At 65.5% G+C, this 16,798-nt stretch carries 15 protein-coding genes and 1 pseudogene; 12 read left to right on the plus strand and 4 right to left on the minus strand.

What is annotated here, in order from left to right:
* The first annotated feature begins 20 nt into the window (after nt 1–20).
* The gene (locus NBE95_RS18330) at nt 21–581 is read left to right on the plus strand and encodes a biotin transporter BioY (protein WP_289896469.1); all 561 of its coding nucleotides are present in this window, start codon (nt 21–23) and stop codon (nt 579–581) included.
* A gap of 69 nt (nt 582–650) precedes the next feature.
* Here NBE95_RS18330 and aqpZ read toward each other — a convergent pair whose 3' ends face one another.
* Both aqpZ and NBE95_RS18340 read right to left on the minus strand, forming a co-directional pair.
* Complete coding sequence (gene aqpZ, locus NBE95_RS18335; RefSeq protein WP_289896470.1) at nt 651–1,337, minus strand: aquaporin Z; 687 nt, start codon at nt 1,335–1,337, stop codon at nt 651–653.
* A 190-nt stretch (nt 1,338–1,527) separates the two neighbouring features.
* A pseudogene (locus NBE95_RS18340) lies at nt 1,528–1,793 on the minus strand (transposase); the annotation flags it as partial.
* 346 nt (nt 1,794–2,139) lie between these two features.
* On the opposite strand from NBE95_RS18340, the gene NBE95_RS18345 reads away from it, so the two are divergent.
* Genes NBE95_RS18345 through NBE95_RS18360 form a run of 4 tightly spaced genes read left to right on the plus strand, consistent with a single transcriptional unit; the run spans nt 2,140 to nt 6,065 of the window.
* Nucleotides 2,140–3,171, plus strand: coding sequence for a glycosyltransferase family 2 protein (locus tag NBE95_RS18345; protein WP_289896471.1), 1,032 nt, complete (start codon nt 2,140–2,142; stop codon nt 3,169–3,171).
* Nucleotides 3,168–4,076: an NAD-dependent epimerase/dehydratase family protein gene (locus NBE95_RS18350; protein ID WP_289896472.1), complete on the plus strand. Its 909-nt coding sequence runs from the start codon at nt 3,168–3,170 to the stop codon at nt 4,074–4,076. Before NBE95_RS18345 ends, NBE95_RS18350 begins: the two co-directional genes overlap by 4 nt.
* Nucleotides 4,077–4,089: 13 nt before the next feature.
* Entirely contained in the window at nt 4,090–5,682 is a 1,593-nt protein-coding gene (locus tag NBE95_RS18355; protein WP_289896473.1) for a hypothetical protein, read from the plus strand.
* A complete protein-coding gene (locus NBE95_RS18360; RefSeq protein WP_289896474.1) occupies nt 5,679–6,065 on the plus strand; it encodes a GtrA family protein in 387 nt (128 codons plus the stop codon). The genes NBE95_RS18355 and NBE95_RS18360 overlap by 4 nt, the downstream gene beginning before the upstream one ends.
* 287 nt (nt 6,066–6,352) lie before the next feature.
* Here NBE95_RS18360 and NBE95_RS18365 read toward each other — a convergent pair whose 3' ends face one another.
* On the minus strand, nt 6,353–7,333 hold the full coding sequence (locus tag NBE95_RS18365) for a LysR family transcriptional regulator (RefSeq protein ID WP_289896475.1): 981 nt from the start codon (nt 7,331–7,333) through the stop codon (nt 6,353–6,355).
* A 176-nt stretch (nt 7,334–7,509) separates the two neighbouring features.
* Here NBE95_RS18365 and NBE95_RS18370 point away from each other — a divergent pair, with 176 nt between their 5' ends.
* The 7 genes from NBE95_RS18370 (at nt 7,510) to NBE95_RS18400 (ending at nt 15,263) form a co-directional block, all read left to right on the plus strand.
* On the plus strand, nt 7,510–8,451 hold the full coding sequence (locus NBE95_RS18370; protein ID WP_019351397.1) for an amidohydrolase family protein: 942 nt from the start codon (nt 7,510–7,512) through the stop codon (nt 8,449–8,451).
* A 17-nt stretch (nt 8,452–8,468) separates the two neighbouring features.
* Entirely contained in the window at nt 8,469–9,374 is a 906-nt protein-coding gene (locus tag NBE95_RS18375) for an amidohydrolase family protein (protein WP_289896476.1), read from the plus strand.
* Nucleotides 9,375–9,432: 58 nt separating this feature from the next.
* Complete coding sequence (locus tag NBE95_RS18380; protein ID WP_289896477.1) at nt 9,433–10,797, plus strand: UbiD family decarboxylase; 1,365 nt, start codon at nt 9,433–9,435, stop codon at nt 10,795–10,797.
* Nucleotides 10,794–11,390 (plus strand): UbiX family flavin prenyltransferase, encoded by a 597-nt coding sequence (locus tag NBE95_RS18385; protein ID WP_289896478.1) that lies wholly within the window; start codon nt 10,794–10,796, stop codon nt 11,388–11,390. Before NBE95_RS18380 ends, NBE95_RS18385 begins: the two co-directional genes overlap by 4 nt.
* Before the next feature lie 30 nt (nt 11,391–11,420).
* Nucleotides 11,421–12,449 (plus strand): GTP-binding protein, encoded by a 1,029-nt coding sequence (locus NBE95_RS18390; protein ID WP_289896479.1) that lies wholly within the window; start codon nt 11,421–11,423, stop codon nt 12,447–12,449.
* A 122-nt stretch (nt 12,450–12,571) separates the two neighbouring features.
* Nucleotides 12,572–13,927: a nucleobase:cation symporter-2 family protein gene (locus tag NBE95_RS18395; protein WP_289896480.1), complete on the plus strand. Its 1,356-nt coding sequence runs from the start codon at nt 12,572–12,574 to the stop codon at nt 13,925–13,927.
* Between the two features lie 61 nt (nt 13,928–13,988).
* On the plus strand, nt 13,989–15,263 hold the full coding sequence (locus NBE95_RS18400) for an amidohydrolase family protein (protein WP_289896481.1): 1,275 nt from the start codon (nt 13,989–13,991) through the stop codon (nt 15,261–15,263).
* A gap of 316 nt (nt 15,264–15,579) precedes the next feature.
* Here NBE95_RS18400 and NBE95_RS18405 read toward each other — a convergent pair whose 3' ends face one another.
* Complete coding sequence (locus tag NBE95_RS18405) at nt 15,580–16,482, minus strand: LysR family transcriptional regulator (protein ID WP_289896482.1); 903 nt, start codon at nt 16,480–16,482, stop codon at nt 15,580–15,582.
* Nucleotides 16,483–16,798: the final 316 nt, after the last annotated feature.

Raw genomic sequence — 16,798 nt, forward strand, 5'->3', positions numbered from 1 at the left:
TCGATAGAAAGGTTCGGGGAATGGAAAGAAACCTTGCCCATGTGGCGATGTTCGCGGCGCTGATCGCGGCGCTGGGGCTGGTGCCGGCGATCACGCTGGGCTTCGGCGTGCCGATCTCGGCCCAGACGCTGGGGGTGATGCTGGCGGGCGCGGTGCTGGGCTGGAAGCGCGGCGTCGCGGCCTGCCTGCTGTTCATCCTGCTGGTGGCGCTGGGTCTGCCCTTGCTGGCCGGCGGGCGCGGCGGGCTGGGCGTGTTCATGGCGCCGACCACCGGCTTCCTGCTGGGCTGGATCCCGGCTGCCGCCGTCACCGGCCTGTTCGTCGAGAAATCCGGCATCCGCCACCCGGGCCTTGCCGCCGGCCTGGGCGCGGTGCTGGGCGGCGTGCTGGTGCTTTACGTCTTCGGCATCGCCGGCATGGCGCTCGCGCTGAAGAAATCGCTGGCCGAGGCGACGCTGCTGTCGGCGGCCTTCATCCCCGGCGACCTGCTGAAGGCGGTGGTGACCGGCCTGCTGGTGCAGGTGCTGGCGCAGGTCCGGCCGCAAAGCATCGCCTGGCAGCGCCGCGACGGCGCCTCCTGACGCGGATTTCGGCGGGGCATCCGGGCGGCCGGAATCATGCCGCCCGGGGCCGGTGCGGGGAAGCCCGGCTCAGTCCGTCTCGCCCACCGCCTTCCAGACCAGCGCCCCCAGCACCGCGCCGAGCAGCGGCGCCAGCCAGAACAGCCAGAGCTGCCCCAGCGCCCAGCCATCGGCGAACAGCGCCTGGCTGGTCGAGCGCGCCGGGTTGACCGAGGTATTGGTCACCGGGATCGAGATCAGGTGGATCAGCGTCAGGGTCAAGCCGATGGCCAGCGGCGCGAACCCGACCGGCGCCCGGCCATGCGTGGTGCCCAGGATCACGAACAGGAAGATCGCGGTCAGGATGATCTCGATCACCAGGGCCGAGGTCAGGGAATAGCCGCCGGGCGAATGCTCGCCGTAACCGTTGGCCGCGAAGCCGCCCGGCGCGAAGCCGGCCTTGCCGGAGGCGACCAGGTAGAGCGCCGCGGCGGCCAGGATGGCGCCGACGAGCTGCGCGGCGATATAGGGCAGCAGCCGTGCGGCCGGAAAGCGGCCGGCCACGGTCAGGCCGACCGAGACGGCGGGATTGAAATGCCCGCCCGAGATGCCGCCCACGGCATAGGCCATGGTCACCACCGTCAGGCCGAAGGCCAGCGCCACGCCGGTGAAGCCGATGCCCAGGTCGGGAAAGGCGGCGGCGAGGATGGCGCTGCCGCAGCCTCCGAAGACCAGCCAGAAAGTGCCGACCGTCTCGGCGGCCAGTTGCTTACGCATGATTGGGAACTCCATAATTGAAAACACGGCCGCCGGCATCGCGAGGCGGCGCCGGGACAAGACGAAGTGCAGCGCAAGTCCCGAATTTTGGCAAGAAAATTCCGATGCCCCGGCCAGCCCCCGGGTGCCGCGGCGGCGCCGGAATTTCCGCGGCGGTCGCGCAGGGCCGGCCCCTGGACCGATTGATCTGTCATATCCAGATGATGACGGTTGCCACGAGGGCCATGGCGGAGAGGAAGACCTTCGGGGATCTGTCGTGGCGTGTTGCGAGCCTGCGCCCGTCCTTCAGGCGGCCGAACATGATCCCGATGCGGTAGCGGCGTTCTTAGCGGTGCCGGTCATATCTGCCGGATTGGCCGCGCGACTGCCTGGCGGGATGCAGGGCTTGATCCCCGTGCTTTGCCGGGCTTCGCGGAACCAATCGGCATCACAGCCGTGATCCGCGAGCAGCCAATTCAGCAACGCGGTTCGCGATACGGCCCATTATGCCAAAGTCTTTGCCGGCACATGCAAAACATCCTACCATAATCCGGCGTGGCAAGATCAATTGGGCGCTCTTACGGCCGAATCCCTACTCCGTTGTTTTCCCGACCCCGAGATAATCTCCTCATGCAAGAGCAAGCCGACTTACCCCGCATGACACGCCTATCCCGAGACTGTAATCGTCCAAAAGAGAGTTGTTGCCGAAAATAGCCCCCGCCGATATGAATGGGACGCATAACCGCAGTTCCGTTTTTGATCACCGTTAACAAGGCAAGGAAAATACCAGTCTGTTCTTGAATAGTAGCCAGGGTTCAAAAGTATGTCAGACATTCCTCAGGCCCAAGGCACAACGATCAGCGTCGTCGTGCCGGTTTATTGCGGCAGCGATTACCTGGAGACATTGGTCGGGGCGCTCGACAGCCTGCGTCGCGAATGGCAAGCCCAGGCGGCGCCTTTTTTCCTGGCTGAGGCGATCTTCGTCGACGACGCCGCCATCGACCAGTCCGGAAAGCTGATCGACCGATTGGCGCAGCAGCATCCCTGGATCGTACCGCTTCACCTGTCGCGCAACTTCGGCCAGCACCCGGCCACCATCGTCGGCATCCTGCACAGTTCCGGCGATTGGGTCGTCACCATGGACGAAGACCTGCAACACCGGCCCGAACTCATCAAACCGCTCTTGCGCAAGGCGGTGACCGAACATACCGACATCGTCTATGCCAAGCCCGCCTCGGCCGTGCACGAGGCCGCATTCCGCGACTGGACCTCGCGCAGTTTCAAGCGGCTGATGCAATGGTTGACCGACAATCCCAATCTGCCCGACTTCAACAGCTTCCGGTTGATCCGCGGTCCGGTGGCGCGGGCGGCGGCCAGCGTCTGTTCGCATGACACCTATCTGGACATCACATTGGGCTGGTTCACCCAGAGCATCGGCGTTCTGCGAGCCGAGATGAAGGACGAGCGCTATATCCGCACCAAGCGGAGCGGCTATAGCCTGAAGGCGCTGTTATCGCATGGCTGGCGGATGATCTTTTCCAGCCAGATCAAGCTTCTGCGCATCGGATCGGTGCTGGGTCTTTCGGCGATGATATTCTCGGTGCTGGCAGCGGTCTATTTTCTGGTAAAACGGATCTTCTTCCCGATGGACATCGCGGTACAGGGCTGGACCTCGCTGTTCCTGGCGATCACCTTTTTCGGCGGACTTTCCGCCCTGATGCTGGGGATCGCGCTGCAATACCTGTCCTCGATGATCCTCAAGGTCCATGGCAAGCCGACATTCTTCACCATAGACCGCTCGGGGGACGCCATGGCGGTCCGATGGCTGGAGCAGCATCCGGACCCCCAGCCATGAAGCTGCTGCACATCGGCGAGCGGGACGGGCTATCGATCCTGATGTTCGGCCTGGGCCTGATCGGCGGGGCGGTGGACCGCGCCCTGCAGCTGCGCTGCCATACCCGGGCCGGGCAATTTCCCTATGATTGGCGCCATGACATTCTGCGGCGGGCGCAGCGAGCGGCGATCCGGGCCGAGCTGCGACCTCGGGACAGGATCGCCATGGTCTGGACCGGCGGGCAGAGCGGCTTTGCCTCGACCGAGATCGAGATGGCAAAGGAAACGGCCCTGGTGGCCGAATTGGTCGAAATGGCCGAGTCCCTGGGACGGGACGGACGGCAGGTCGATTTTCACATGCTGAGCTCGGCCGGCGGGCTGTTCGAGGGCCAGACCCATTGCGGGCGCATCGGCGTGCCCCGTCCCCTGCGCCCCTATGGCGAGGGCAAGCGGCAGCAGGAAAAGATACTGGCCCGGGCTGCCGGGCTGAACCGGCGCCGCATCTACCGGCCAAGCTCGGTCTATGGTGTGACCCGCTCGCGGCGGGTGGGCTTGGTCGCGGCCCTTGTCTCGAACGCGATGCGCGGCACGACCACCCGGATCTACGGCAATCCGAACACGCTGCGCGACTATGTCCTGGCCGACGATATCGGCCATTATATAGCCCGCAGCATCCTAAAATCGGGCAGCGGCGAACCCGTGGAAACGCGGCTGTTGGCCAGTGGCCGGCCGGCCTCGGTCTTCGAGGTGATCGAACGCGTTCGCGAGCGGATGGGGCGGCCCCTGCTGCTGCAGTTCGATCCGCACCCTTCCAATGTCCGCGACATGAGTTTCCTGCCTTCAGCCCTGCCCGCCGATTGGCAGGCGACTTCGCTGGCCAGCGGCATTGCGGGCATCGTCACATTCTTCCGCAGCGGTTCGGCCTGAAGGAGCCCATCCGATGTCCGCAGTTTCCCACACAAAGACCCACTTCGGGCCCGGCCTGGCGTTTTTGCGCCCCGGATTGGCGCTGCTATGGCTGGCCTCGACGCCGGTCCTCTGCATTCTCTATCTGAAGATCGAACCGTCCCCGGACCAGGCCCAGTTCGACTATATGGGCTGGCTGGCAACGCAGGGCCGCCCGTTCTATGCCGGCAGCTTCGACATGAACTGGCCGGGCGGAATGCTGCTGCACGAGGCGGCGATCCGGCTGTTCGGCCCGGTCGCCTGGTCATGGCACCTGCTGGATTTCCTGTTGGCCGAGCTGGCGGCGATGGCGGCGGGGCTGTTCCTGTGGCGCGCCGGCTTCCGGCTTGCGCCCTGGATCATGCTGGTGCTTTATCCCCCGCTCTATGTCACCGCCGGGGCCTGGATGGCCGGACAGCGCGACATCGTCGCCATGGGCCTTATGATCATAGCCTGCTGTGCCATGCTGGCCCCGGCGAAGCGTGAGGGGCGGGCGTTGTTCTTGGCCGGGGCTCTGGTCGCCTGTGCGGTGCTGGTCCGCCCCACCTACCTGTCGGTGCTGGCCGGGCTCCTGATCCTCGAGGCGCTGCCGCGCGAGTGGCTGCGTCAGCCCCGGCGCAATGGCATCTCTGTCCGGGTGCTGGCGCTTGGCATGGGCTTTGCGACGGTGATCCTGGCGGCACTGGCCTGGGCGGTGGCCGTCGGCAATCTGGACGACTGGTATCAACAGTCGGTGCAGTTCACTGCCCAGGTCTATTACGTCGAGCCGCCGATGGATCTGATCCAGACCCTGCTCACGCTTTTCACCCGCTGGTGGCACTGGCTGAGCCTGGGCGGGCTGCTCGGGCTGGTGCTGTGGATCCTGCGCGACCGGTCCGTCGGCTATCCGCTGGCGCTGGTGCTGGGCCTCGGCTGCGCCATTCTGCTGTCCTATTTTGCCCAGAACAAGGGCTTCGGCTATCACATCGCCGGCTTCATCCCCCTGCTGGCGATGCTGACCGCCGTAGCCATCGACCAGCTGGCCGCACGGGCAGGCGACGCGCCTGGCCCGCGCCTCGGCTGGCTGGCCGGCGGCGCGGCTGTCGCGCTGGCGGGGCTTGCCGTGCTGGGAACCGCCAGCAAGCTCGCCAGCAATGGCGGGCTGTTGCGCGACTATCTGCGGAACGGCATCGCCCCCGTGGCCGGCGGCTACGGCATTCCCGCAGCCGACCAGGCCCGGATGATCCAGATCATCCAGACCGAAAGCACCCCCGAGGACAGGCTGGCGCAATATGGCACCGCCCATCATATCCCCTATCTGGCCCAACGGCTGCCGCCTCATCGCTTCATCACCCCAGCGATCGAGCTGATGACCCCGGATTTTGCGCTTTACCAGCCTTGGCTGACCGAGATTCGCGATGGGTTGCGCGGCAATCCGCCGGCGTTCGTGCTGATTACCGGGATACATCTTGTCCCGACAGAGGCGGGACTGTCCGCGCCGAACACCACTGCACCGGCGCTGGCCGAGCTTCTTGCGTTCATGGGCCAGGATTACGCGCCGCGCGTGCAGGGCGATTACGGCGCGCTGTTCCAGCGAGTGGCCAGATGAGCCCGGCCTGGGCTGCGGCTCGGCAGCCGCTGAGCTTCCTGGCCGTCGGCGCCTCCTCGACCGGGCTTTATTTCCTGCTGCTGTGGCTATTGCGGGATCGGGTGGACGGCACCCTGCTGCTGACCGGCCTCTGCTATGGTGCCAGCATGGTCTACAACTACCTGCTGCAGAGCGGGCTGACCTTCCGCGCCGGCCCGCCGACCCGGCGCAGCGTCTTGCGTTTCGTGGTCATGCACCTGACGGCCATGGCGCTGAATTCGCTATTGATGGCGGGCCTGGTCGACGGGCTTGCCCTGCCGCTATTCAAAACGCAACTGGTGGTGACGGGCTTCGTTTCCGCGATGATATTCCTGGTATCGAAATATTGGGTCTATCGCCGATGACAGGCAGTTGCGAAGTCCGGGTCTAGACTGAGGGCAAGCGGACGCACAAGGACGAATCCGGGCGCCCGTCCGGATCCCGGCCGAAGCGACCGTCAGCATGCCCGGCGCGGGAAGGCCGCACAGCGGCTGGAATTGGAAGGTGAAGGCCGACAACGAAAAAGAAGCGCAAGAAGCGCTGTGATTTCGAGGGGCCGATCGCCCGTGCGACCGGCTGCCCGCGTCGGGGTGCAATTCCGGACCAGCCGCGGCCGGGCTTCGACCCGCAACGAACATGGCGGTTCGAATCGTCAAGGAGAAGACAGCCCTGCATCCGGCAGAGCCTCATCGTCGGCGCCATGGCGCTGGCGCGATGGCATCGACATGCTGTCGCTTACCTTTTCGCGGATGATGGCGATGAAGTGATGCAATGTCGGCGACGGATCGCCCTGGCGGGAGATGGCATATAGCGGCACCTGCGGCGGTTCCGGGGCGATGGGCCGGAACATCACATTCGCCCAGGCCAGACCCCGCATGCTGGCGGGCAACAGCGCCACGCCCATGTTCGCGCCGACCAGGCTCAGCAGCGATTGCACCTCGACCACCTGCTGGCGGATCTGCGGGGTGAAACCGGCCTGCAGGCAGCACTGATACAGGTAGTCGGCAAAACGCGACTGCTGCAGGCCGAACATCACGAAGGGCTGGTCGCTGAGTTCGGCCAGCGCCAACCGGTCGCGGGCGGCCAGCGGGTGCTGGCGCGGAAGCGCGATCATCACATCCTCGCGCATGATCATCTCGCGCTGCAGCCCTTCGTGCTCGGGCGGCATGCGGAAGATGCCGACATCGATGCGCCGCTCGATCAGCGCCTCGATCTGGGCCGAGGGCGTCAGCTCGTGCAATCGCCACTCGACCTCGGGATAGCGCTGGCCGAAACTTTCCAGAGCCGCCGGGATCACCCCCACCAGCGACGAGCTGATGACGCCGATCTCCAGCCGCCCCACCTGGCCGCGTGCGACCATGCGGGCATGGGTGATGGCCTTGTCCAGCTGTTCAAAGACCAGCGGCACCCGTTCAAGGAAGGCGCGGCCCGCTACGGTCAGTTCGACGCTGTGATGGCTGCGGCGGAACAGCTCGACCTCCAGCGCCTCCTCGAGCTGGCGGATCTGCTGGCTCAGCGGCGGCTGCGACATGTTCAGCCGCCGGGCGGCGCGGCCGAAATGCAGCTCTTCGGCCAGCACCAGGAAATAGCGCAATGTCCGCAGGTTGAACTGGCGCGGGTCGATGCGGTCCATATCGGAAACCTCTCACCAAAGCATGAAAGCGATATTATACGTCTTGTTCGCGCCATGCCAGTCTGACCGAAGGAAGCCGCTGCCGTCGGTAAGGTCGTCCGCCGGACGCGTGGGGGGCGCAGCGGTTTTCCCGACCATCGCGGCCCCCTTGGGGAGCCGGGCAGAAGGAGGACCACATGATCATTGATACCAGCTGCTATCCGACCGATCTGGTCGATCTGGCGTGGCAGCACGACGGCGACCCGTTCAGCGGCGAGCGCCTGATCCAGATGATGGACGGACCCTACACGATCAACGGCAAGCCGCGCCGGGTCGACAAGGCCTTCATCCAGCCGCCGCAGGGCAACACCATCTACACCTGGACCGATGGCGCGCTTTCCGGGCGCGAATCCATCGACGCCTACATGGCCTATACGCTGAAGATGGTTCAGAAATACCCGGACCGCTTCATCGGCTGCTTCGTCTACAATCCGCGCTGCGGGGTGCAGAACGGCGTCGAGGCCATCGAACGCTATGTGACAGAGCATGGCTTCAAGATGGTGCAGTTCCAGGCGAACATGCACGCCTATCGCCCCGACCGCGCCAAGGACTGGCTGCGTCCGGCGCTGGACAAATGCGCGGAGCTCGGCGTGCTGGTGAAGGTCCATACCGGCGACGGGCCCTATTCCATCCCGTCGGAATGGATCCCGCTGATCAAGGAATATCCGCAGATCAATTTCATCATGGCGCATTTCGGTGTCCAGACCGGCGGCGTCTACACCTTCGAGCCGTTCCAATGGGCGATGGAGCTGCCGAACGTCTATTGCGAAAGCGGCTGGTGCCTGCAGTCGCGCATCGTCGAATTCGCCAAGGACCTGCCGACGCACAAGATCCTTTATGGTTCGGACACGCCGCCGAACGAGCCGGGCATGTGGCTGAACCTGCTTGAGGTGCTGTGCCACGAACCGCCGCAGGGCATGAATCTCAGCGAGGAGGTGCTGGAGGATTACCTGGGCAACAACCTGGCGCGGATGATCGGGATCGAGCCGACGCCGCATCCCGCGACCTATGAGGAGGCGGTGGCCGAGCTGGACCGCCACGGCATCGAGAACAAGCACTACCTCGCCACGCTCGTCTGAAAGACCGGAGAAGAACAATGATCATCGACACCCACCTGCATCCCACCAATCTGGTGGACGAGGCATGGCGGCATACGGGCGAGCCCTTTACCGGCGAACGCATGCTGAAGCTGATGGACGGCCCCTATATGATCAACGGCAAGCCGCGCCGGATCGACATGGGCTTCATCCAGCCGCCGCCCGGCAATACCGGCTATCGCGATGGCAACCGCCGCGGGCGCGAGGGCATCCGCGACTACATGTCCTATGTCGCCGAACTGTGCCAGAAATACCCCGACCGCTTCATCGGCAACTTCAACTTCAACCCGCGCTGGGGGCCGGAGAACGGCGCCGCCGAGCTGGAGTTCCACGTCAAGGAATACGGCTTCAAGATGCTGAAGCTGCATTCCAACATGCACGGCTATCGTCCCGACCGCGCGCTGGAATGGCTGCGCCCGGCGATGAAGAAATGCGCCGAGCTGGGCGTGGTGGTGCTGATCCACACCGGCGACGGGCCCTATTCGATCCCGACGCAGTTCTATCCGATCATCCGCGAATTCCCGATGGTCAACTTCATCATCGGCCATTTCGGCATCCAGACCGGCGGCAACTATTCCTTCGAGGCCTTCTGGATGGCGATGGATACCCCGAACGTCTATTGCGAATCCGGCTGGTGCTTCCAGTCGCGGATCGTGGAATTCGCCAAGCAACTGCCGCCGAACAAGATCGTCTTCGGCACCGACTCGCCGCCGAACAACCCCGGCATGTGGCTGCGCGAACTGGAGGTGCTGTGCTCGCCCGAGCCGCAGGGGATGAACCTGCATGAGGACATCCTGGAAGACTACCTGGGCAACAATATCGCCCGCCTGATCGGTCTCGAGCCGACCAAGCCTCCCAAGGACTTGGCCGAGGCCGAGAAGCGCCTCAAGGCGACCTACGTCTGAGGACAGGGGTGCGGGGTTCCCGGCCCCGCACCTTTCCCCGAACCGAACGGACAAGAGCATGCGTCAGGATTTTCAAGATTTTGCCCGCGACTACCGCGCCCGCTTTCCGCAGGACGTGCTGCATGTCCCGGCCCCTCTGGGCTGCGGGCAGGACGTGACGGCGCTGGTCGAGGATCTGGCCCGGCAGGGCCGCGCCCCGATGCTGTCTTTCGACAGCGTGCCGGGCTGCGCCTACCCGCTGGTGACGAACGTCTTCGCCTCGCGCGACCGCATCGCCCGGATCATGGGCACGGATCTGGCGAACCTGCATGCCGAATACCAGCGCCGCGCCAATGCGCCGATCCCGCCTGTCCCGGTCGACAGCGGCCCGGTGACCGAGGTGGTGGCCGAAGGCGATGCCGTCGATCTGGAGCAGATCCCGATGATCCGGCATTTCGACAGCGACCGCGGCGCCTATGTCACCAATGCCATCATCGTCGCCGAAGACCCCGAGACCGGGGTGGCGAACCTGAGCTATCACCGCTCCATGCGCCATGCCCGCAATGCGCTGGCGACCAGCCTGCATTCGCGCGGTCATCTGTGGCGCATGTATCAGACCGCGCGCGAGGCCGGCCGGCCGCTGCCCGTGGCCATGGTCATCGGCGCGCATCCGCTGTTCATGATGGCCGCCTCGGCCCGCGTGGCCTTCGGCACCGATGAGCGTGCCATCGCCGGCGCGCTGATGGGCGAGGCCTTGCAGGTCGTGCGGACGCCCCGCCATGGCATCGGCGTGCCCGCCGCGGCCGAATTCGTGCTGGAGGGCGAACTGGACCCCGAGGCGCATGTGGCCGAAGGCCCCTTCGGCGAGTTCTCGGGCTACAGTTCGGACCGCTCGACCAACACGCTGTTCCATGTCCAGACGGTGCTGCGCAAGCGCGACCCCTGGCTGGTCGACGTGGTCGGCGGCGCCACCGACGAACACCTGAACCTGGCCCGCCTGCCGCGCGAGGCCGAGATGTTCGAGAAGATCAAGGCCCGCTTCCCGGCGGTGACGCGGCTGCATTACCCAACCTCGGGCACGCATTTCCACGCCTATGTCGCCTTGAGGCAAAGCCGCCCGGGCGAGGCGCGGCAGGTCATGCTGGGTCTGCTGGGCTGGGATCCCTATCTCAAGACCGTGATCGCGGTCGATGAGGACGTGGACGTGGCGCAGGACAGCCAGGTGCTTTGGGCGCTGGCCACGCATTTCCAGCCGCATCGCGACATGTTCAGCATCGACGGCCTGCCCGGCAGCCCGCTGGACCCGTCCTCGACCGCCGACGGCACCACCTCGCGGCTGGCGCTGGACGCGACGCGGGGGCCGGATTTCCATGGCATCCGCGCCACCCTGTCGCCCGAGGCGCGGGCGCGGGCGGCGGCGATCCTTTCGGGGGCGCAGCCATGAACGCCTATGCCATTCCGCGCGGGCCCAGCCGCCCCCGGATGGCGGTGGGAATCAGCGGCGCCTCGGGCGTGGTCTATGGGTTGCGCCTGCTGGAGTTGCTGCGCGAACTGGGGGTCGAGACGCATGTCACCGTCAGCCGCGCCGCGCTGCTGACCATGATGCATGAAACCGACCTGAAGCTTTCGGACATCGAGGCGCGGGCGGATGTGCTTTATCGCTCGGACGACGTGGCGGCCTCGATCTCCAGCGGCTCGTTCCGCACCATGGGCATGATCGTCGCGCCCTGCTCGATGAAGACCCTGGCCGAGATCGCGCAGGGCGTCACCTCGGGTCTGATCAGCCGCGCGGCCGAGGTCACGCTGAAGGAACGCCGCCGGCTGGTGCTGCTGGCGCGCGAGACGCCGCTGGCCGAAAGCCACCTCAAGAACATGCTGGCCGTGACGCGCATGGGGGGCATCATCGCGCCACCGGTCCCGGCCTTCTATGCCCGGCCTGCCGGCATCGACGCGATGGTGGACCAGACACTGGGCCGGGTGCTGGACCTGTTCGACCTCGATTGCGCCGGCGTGCGGCGCTGGGTCAAGGCGCCCTGAATTTTTCAACCTTGGGAGGGTATGAGACCGATGCAGAAGACCATCAAGGACAAGATCCCCGTCACCGTGCTGACCGGGTTTCTCGGTTCGGGCAAGACCACGCTGCTGAACTACATCCTGCGGGAAAACCACGGCATGAAGATCGCCGTGATCGAGAACGAATTCGGCGAGATCGGCATCGACGGCGGACTGGTCGTGGGCAGCACCGAGGAAATCTTCGAGATGACCAATGGCTGCGTCTGCTGCGTGGCCGAGGCGCGCGACGACCTGTTGCGCGTCATCCGCCAGCTTCTGGACCGGCCCGAGCGGCTGGACCATATCATCATCGAGACCAGCGGCCTCGCCGATCCCTATCCGATCGCGCAGACCTTCTTCCTGGACGATCCGATCCGGGACGAGACCAATCTGGACGGCGTCATCGCGCTGGTCGATGTCAAGCATGTGCTGCGCCACCTGGACGACAGCCTGATCGAGGCGCATGACAATCAGGCCGTGGACCAGATCGTCTGCGCCGACCGCATCGTGCTGAACAAGGTCGACCTGGCGTCCGAGGAGGAGATCGCCGCCGTTTCGGCCCGCGTCACCGGGCTGAACGAGACCGCCGAGCAGGTGCGTTCCAGCTTTGCCCAGATCGACCTCGGGAAGATCCTGGGCCTCGCTGCCTTTGACCAGAGCCGCAAGATCGCGGCCGAGGTCGATGCCAGCCACGACCATCACCATCATCAGGCACCCTGGCTGGGCGACGCGAGCCACGACCACGACGCTTCGGTCGGTTCGGTCGGGATCGAGCTGCAGGGCCACATGGACCCGGCGGCAATGCAGGCCTGGGTCGAGGAGATGCGCGGACAGGACCTGAACAACCTGTTCCGCATGAAAGGCATCTTCTCGGTCAAGGGCGACGACTATTGCTATGTGCTGCATGGCGTCCACGACCAGATCGAGTTCCGGCCGAACCATCCCTGGGCGGACGAGCCGCGTTGCAACAAGATGGTGTTCATCGGCCGTAACCTGGACCGCGTGGCCCTGAAGGAGCGGCTGGCGGCCTGCATGGCGGCGTGACCGGGTCACGGCCAACATGAAGCAATGGCGCGGACCTGGGAGGAGACGGGACCGCGCCGTTTTTTGTTCGGCCGTCGGCCGGGCGGGGAGAGGAGACCCGATCAATGAAGGGGGGAGAGAATATGACAAGCACAGTTCATCCGGTGGATGAGATACTATCGGCGCGCAGGATGATCGCGCTGGCCTTGCAGCATGTCGCGGTGTCCTATGTGGGCTCGGTCGCGGTGCCGCTGATCATCGCCAATGCCCTGGGCTTTTCGCAGCGCGACACCGTGCTGCTGATCAGCGCGACATTCTTTTGTTCCGGCCTGGCGACGCTGGTGCAGACGATCGGATTCTGGCGCTTCGGCGTCAGGCTGCCGATCATGAACGGTGTCGCCTTCAGCAGCGTCTCGGCGATCATTGCCATCGGCACCATGCCGGGCGTCGGCATCGCCGGCATCTGCGGCGCGGTCATGATGGGCGGACTGTTCATCATGGCCATCGCGCCTCTGGCGGGACGGCTGCGCCGGTTTTTCCCGCCGGTCGTCACCGGCTGCATCATCACCGCCATCGGATTGCAATTGCTGCCGGTCGCCTATCAATGGGCGGGTGGTGGCCATGGCAGCACCGATTTCGGCGATCCGGCCTTCCTGGCCGTCGCGCTGCTGGTGCTGGCGGTGATCCTGGTGCTGACCCGGCTGGGTACGCCGCTTCTGCGCAACCTTTCGGTGCTGATCGGCATGACCGTGGGCGGTCTCGTGGCCTGGGGCCTGGGCATGGGCAGCCTGGCGGCGGTGCACGAGGCGCCCTGGCTGGTGGTGCCGACGCCCTTCCAGTTCGGCGTGCCGACCTTTGGCTTTCTGCCGTTTCTGACCATCGCCATCGTCATGGTGGTGCAGACGGTCGAGAGCATGGGGCTGTTCGTGTCGATCGGCGACATGGTCGAGAAAGAGGTGACGCCGGCCGATGTCGCCGATGGCGTGCGGGCGAACGGCTTGGCGAGCTCGGTCGCCGGGATGTTCGCGGGCTTTCCCTTCATCGCGCATATGGAGAATGTGGGCCTTGTCATCCTGAGCGGCGTTCGCAGCCGCTGGGTGGTGGCGCTTTGCGGGCTGATCCTGTGCGTGGTGGCCTTCCTGCCGAAGTTCGGCGCGGTGCTGGCTGCGGTGCCGGCCCCGGCGCTGGGAGGCGCGGCCATCGCCATGTTCGGCATCGTTGCCGCGGCCGGTATCCAGGCGCTGGCCAAGGTCGATTACGTGAACAACGACTACAACATGCTGATCGTCGCGCTGACCATGGGCATCGCGCTGATCCCGACGCTGTTGCCGACGCTGTTCGGCCAGTTGCCGGAATGGGCGCAGTCGATCCTGCACAGCAGCGTGGTGGTCGCCTGCCTGGTCTCGGTCACGCTGAACCTGGTGTTGAACGGCACCGGCGATGGCGATGCGGAAGACACCCATCTTCCCGGCCCGGACGCACGCCGCGCCGAGGCCTGAACCTATCCGCGGGGCCGCTTGGCCGGCTCCGCGCTTCCGCCGCTTGCACAAGAGGAATACCATGAACCAAATGCGCTCCAATCGCCAGACTCCGCCGCTGTTGATCCGCGGCGGTTTGATCGTGCCCGAGGACGGCTTGCACGGCCCCGCCGATGTTCTGGTCGGACAGGACGGCCGCATTGCCGCCATCGCCGCCCGCATCGATCCGCCCGAAGGCGCGCAGCTGGTCGAGGCCGCGGATTGCCTGGTCATGCCGGGTCTGGTCGACATGCACCAGCACCTGGACAAGACGGGCGTGCTGCGGCTGGCGCCGAATCCATCGGGCACCCTGCAGGGCGCGCGCGACGCCTTTGCGGCCTATGCGCGCCAGGCACCGCCGGGCGATGTCACCGCCCGCGCCAGCCGCACGCTGGCCCGCTGCCTGTCGCATGGCACCACGGCGATCCGCAGCCATGTGAACGTCGACAAGGACGCCGGCTTTGCCGGGATCGAGGCGCTGGCGCAGCTGCGTGCCGATTGGGCGGACCGCGTGCGGCTGCAACTGGTCGGCTTCATGACCCCGCATCCAGGGCAGGATCTGGACTGGCTGCGCGCCAATATCGACCGCGCTGCACAGCTCTCGGACGCCATGGGCGGCACCCCCGCCGTGGCCGAGGATCCCGACCGCTATCTGGACATCATCTTCGACGCCGCCGCGCGCCATGGCCTGCCGGTGGACCTGCATCTGGACGAGCATCTGGACGCCTCGCGCCAGCTGTTCCCCAAGGTCTTCGACCGGGTGCGGCGCCACGGCATGCAGGGCAGGGTGGTGCTGAGCCACTGCTCGGTCCTCAGCGCCATGCCGCGCGAGGATTTCCTGCCGATCATGGAACAGATCCTTGCGCTGGACCTCGGCGTGGTAACCTTGCCGGCGGCGAACCTCTATCTGCAGGGCCGCGAGGCCGCGATGCTGCCACCGCGCGGCCTGACCCGCGTGGCCGAGATGATCCGCGGCGGCGTGGCGATTGCCAGCGCCTCGGACAATATCGAAGATCCCTTTGTGCCCACTGGCTCGGGCGATCTGCTCGAGATCGCGCGCTGGACGCTGCTGGCCGGGCATCTCAAGGGCAACGAGCTGGCGCTGGCCTGGCGCATGATCGAACGGATCCCGGCCCGGCTGATGGGGCTGGACGACCACGGGCTGCGGCCCGGTGCCCGCGCCGACCTGCTGATCGCGCGGGCCCCCGACATCCCCGCGCTGGTCGCCGGCGGCACCGAGCATCTGCGGGTGCTGTCCGCTGGCCGGCTGGTGTCGGAAACCGCGCTGTGCCAGCAGTTCGAGCCCTGCCTGCAATGACCGCATGGCGCCCGGGCCCTGGAAGGCTCCGGGCGCCGCCCGGAAAGATCCCCTGTCCGGCGCCGCGCGGTCCGCATCGGCTGGCGACGCTGCGGATGCGCTCCGCGGCCGGCTGCGGACGGGCGTTGAACGACGGGTTCAACGCGGGTGCCGAATGCGTCCCGACCAGGATGCGGCTGGGGGGCCAGACTAGACCTGGGGCGGCGGGGCGCTGGCCGAGCAGGCGCTTTCGCGGCCCGCAAAATTAACCGGTAGAGCAAAGGAACAAGGGTGATCATTCTGTTGGCCGAGTTCTGCGCCAGAGCCCGGGAACAGATCACCCGTCCTTGGCCAGGGGCCGAAAGCGGCGCAAGAACCTTAGAAAGATGGTCAGTTCTTCAGAACCATTGCCATGTTCCCAGACGGCGGTTATCGGCAATTTTGCCGGCATGTCGACCAACTGGCGGATGGCGATGCCTTGCCGGGGCATGTTGCCGATCGCGCTGGAATAGATCGCGACACCGGCGCCGGCGATGACAAGGCCGAAGATGCCATCGCTGTTGGTCGCCTCGAGCGATATTTCTGGCAGGAACCCGCGGGCCCGGCATTCCGCAAACACTTGGTTGCGAAAGATCATCCAGCTGTCGCCCGTCCCGAATACGAACTTCTCGGCTTTCAGGTCGCTCAGCGCCAGTTGATCGCGCTCCGCCAGGTGGTGGTTCACGGGTAGGATGGCAACGTAATCGTTCTCGTCGAAAAGCAGGCTGTTGATCGGCTGCTGGTCCGAGACCCCGTAAAGAAAGCCGATGTCGATGCGATGGTGCAAGATCGCCTCGTGTTGATGGATCGTCGGCATGAAGATCAGGTCCAGGTAGATATCGGCATGGGCCTCGTTGAAGGCGCGCAGGAAATGCGGCAAAGCGCCATTGATCGCGAAATCGGTATAGGCGATGCGCAACTCGCCCCGGACGCCGCGCGCCGCCTTGCGGGCGCGTTCGACCGCCCGGTCGATCTGCCCCGTCACATCCGCGATCTCGGCCAGAAAGACCCGGCCCGCCTCGGTCAACTCGACCCGGCGTGTCGAGCGCACCAGAAGCGGCGTACCGACATGGTCCTCCAACTGCTGGATCGTCTTGGTCAACGCAGGTTGCGCCACGCGCAGGCTTTCCGAGGCGCGGCGGAAATGCAGTTCCTGTCCAAGCGTGGCGAAGGCCCGCAGATGTCGAAGATCAAGGCTCATGTGGCGCCCAAATTATTTCCTACTAGTTATCAATAATACCGGATTCGATATTTTACAACGAAGGCACGGTCGTGGATCATCCGGGTATCGCGGGCGACAGAACCTGCGGGAAAACCAGTTCAACAGCTTCAGGGAGTGCACGAATGACAGGCGATCGCATATCGCTGCATGTCCGGCGCAAGTTATCGGATGTTTCCGCGCCACAAGCTGAGGCAAGCTAGAGACGATCCGAAAGGGCCCCTTTCGGCCATAAACCGCGGGCAGAACCACAACCGCTGTCTCGGGCGCGGATGCCATTTCTCGCAAAGGCAAACCG

The organism is Paracoccus sp. TOH, from assembly GCF_030388245.1.
GTDB lineage: Bacteria > Pseudomonadota > Alphaproteobacteria > Rhodobacterales > Rhodobacteraceae > Paracoccus > Paracoccus simplex.

Coding starts and splice junctions, on each gene's coding strand:
- NBE95_RS18395 (WP_289896480.1), top strand. CDS start 12,572: ATGACAAGCACAGTTCATCCGGTGGATGAGATACTATCGGCGCGCAGG.
- aqpZ (WP_289896470.1), bottom strand. CDS start 1,337: ATGCGTAAGCAACTGGCCGCCGAGACGGTCGGCACTTTCTGGCTGGTC.
- NBE95_RS18330 (WP_289896469.1), top strand. CDS start 21: ATGGAAAGAAACCTTGCCCATGTGGCGATGTTCGCGGCGCTGATCGCG.
- NBE95_RS18370 (WP_019351397.1), top strand. CDS start 7,510: ATGATCATTGATACCAGCTGCTATCCGACCGATCTGGTCGATCTGGCG.
- NBE95_RS18400 (WP_289896481.1), top strand. CDS start 13,989: ATGAACCAAATGCGCTCCAATCGCCAGACTCCGCCGCTGTTGATCCGC.
- NBE95_RS18345 (WP_289896471.1), top strand. CDS start 2,140: ATGTCAGACATTCCTCAGGCCCAAGGCACAACGATCAGCGTCGTCGTG.
- NBE95_RS18365 (WP_289896475.1), bottom strand. CDS start 7,333: ATGGACCGCATCGACCCGCGCCAGTTCAACCTGCGGACATTGCGCTAT.
- NBE95_RS18350 (WP_289896472.1), top strand. CDS start 3,168: ATGAAGCTGCTGCACATCGGCGAGCGGGACGGGCTATCGATCCTGATG.
- NBE95_RS18390 (WP_289896479.1), top strand. CDS start 11,421: ATGCAGAAGACCATCAAGGACAAGATCCCCGTCACCGTGCTGACCGGG.
- NBE95_RS18355 (WP_289896473.1), top strand. CDS start 4,090: ATGTCCGCAGTTTCCCACACAAAGACCCACTTCGGGCCCGGCCTGGCG.
- NBE95_RS18385 (WP_289896478.1), top strand. CDS start 10,794: ATGAACGCCTATGCCATTCCGCGCGGGCCCAGCCGCCCCCGGATGGCG.
- NBE95_RS18380 (WP_289896477.1), top strand. CDS start 9,433: ATGCGTCAGGATTTTCAAGATTTTGCCCGCGACTACCGCGCCCGCTTT.
- NBE95_RS18375 (WP_289896476.1), top strand. CDS start 8,469: ATGATCATCGACACCCACCTGCATCCCACCAATCTGGTGGACGAGGCA.
- NBE95_RS18405 (WP_289896482.1), bottom strand. CDS start 16,482: ATGAGCCTTGATCTTCGACATCTGCGGGCCTTCGCCACGCTTGGACAG.
- NBE95_RS18360 (WP_289896474.1), top strand. CDS start 5,679: ATGAGCCCGGCCTGGGCTGCGGCTCGGCAGCCGCTGAGCTTCCTGGCC.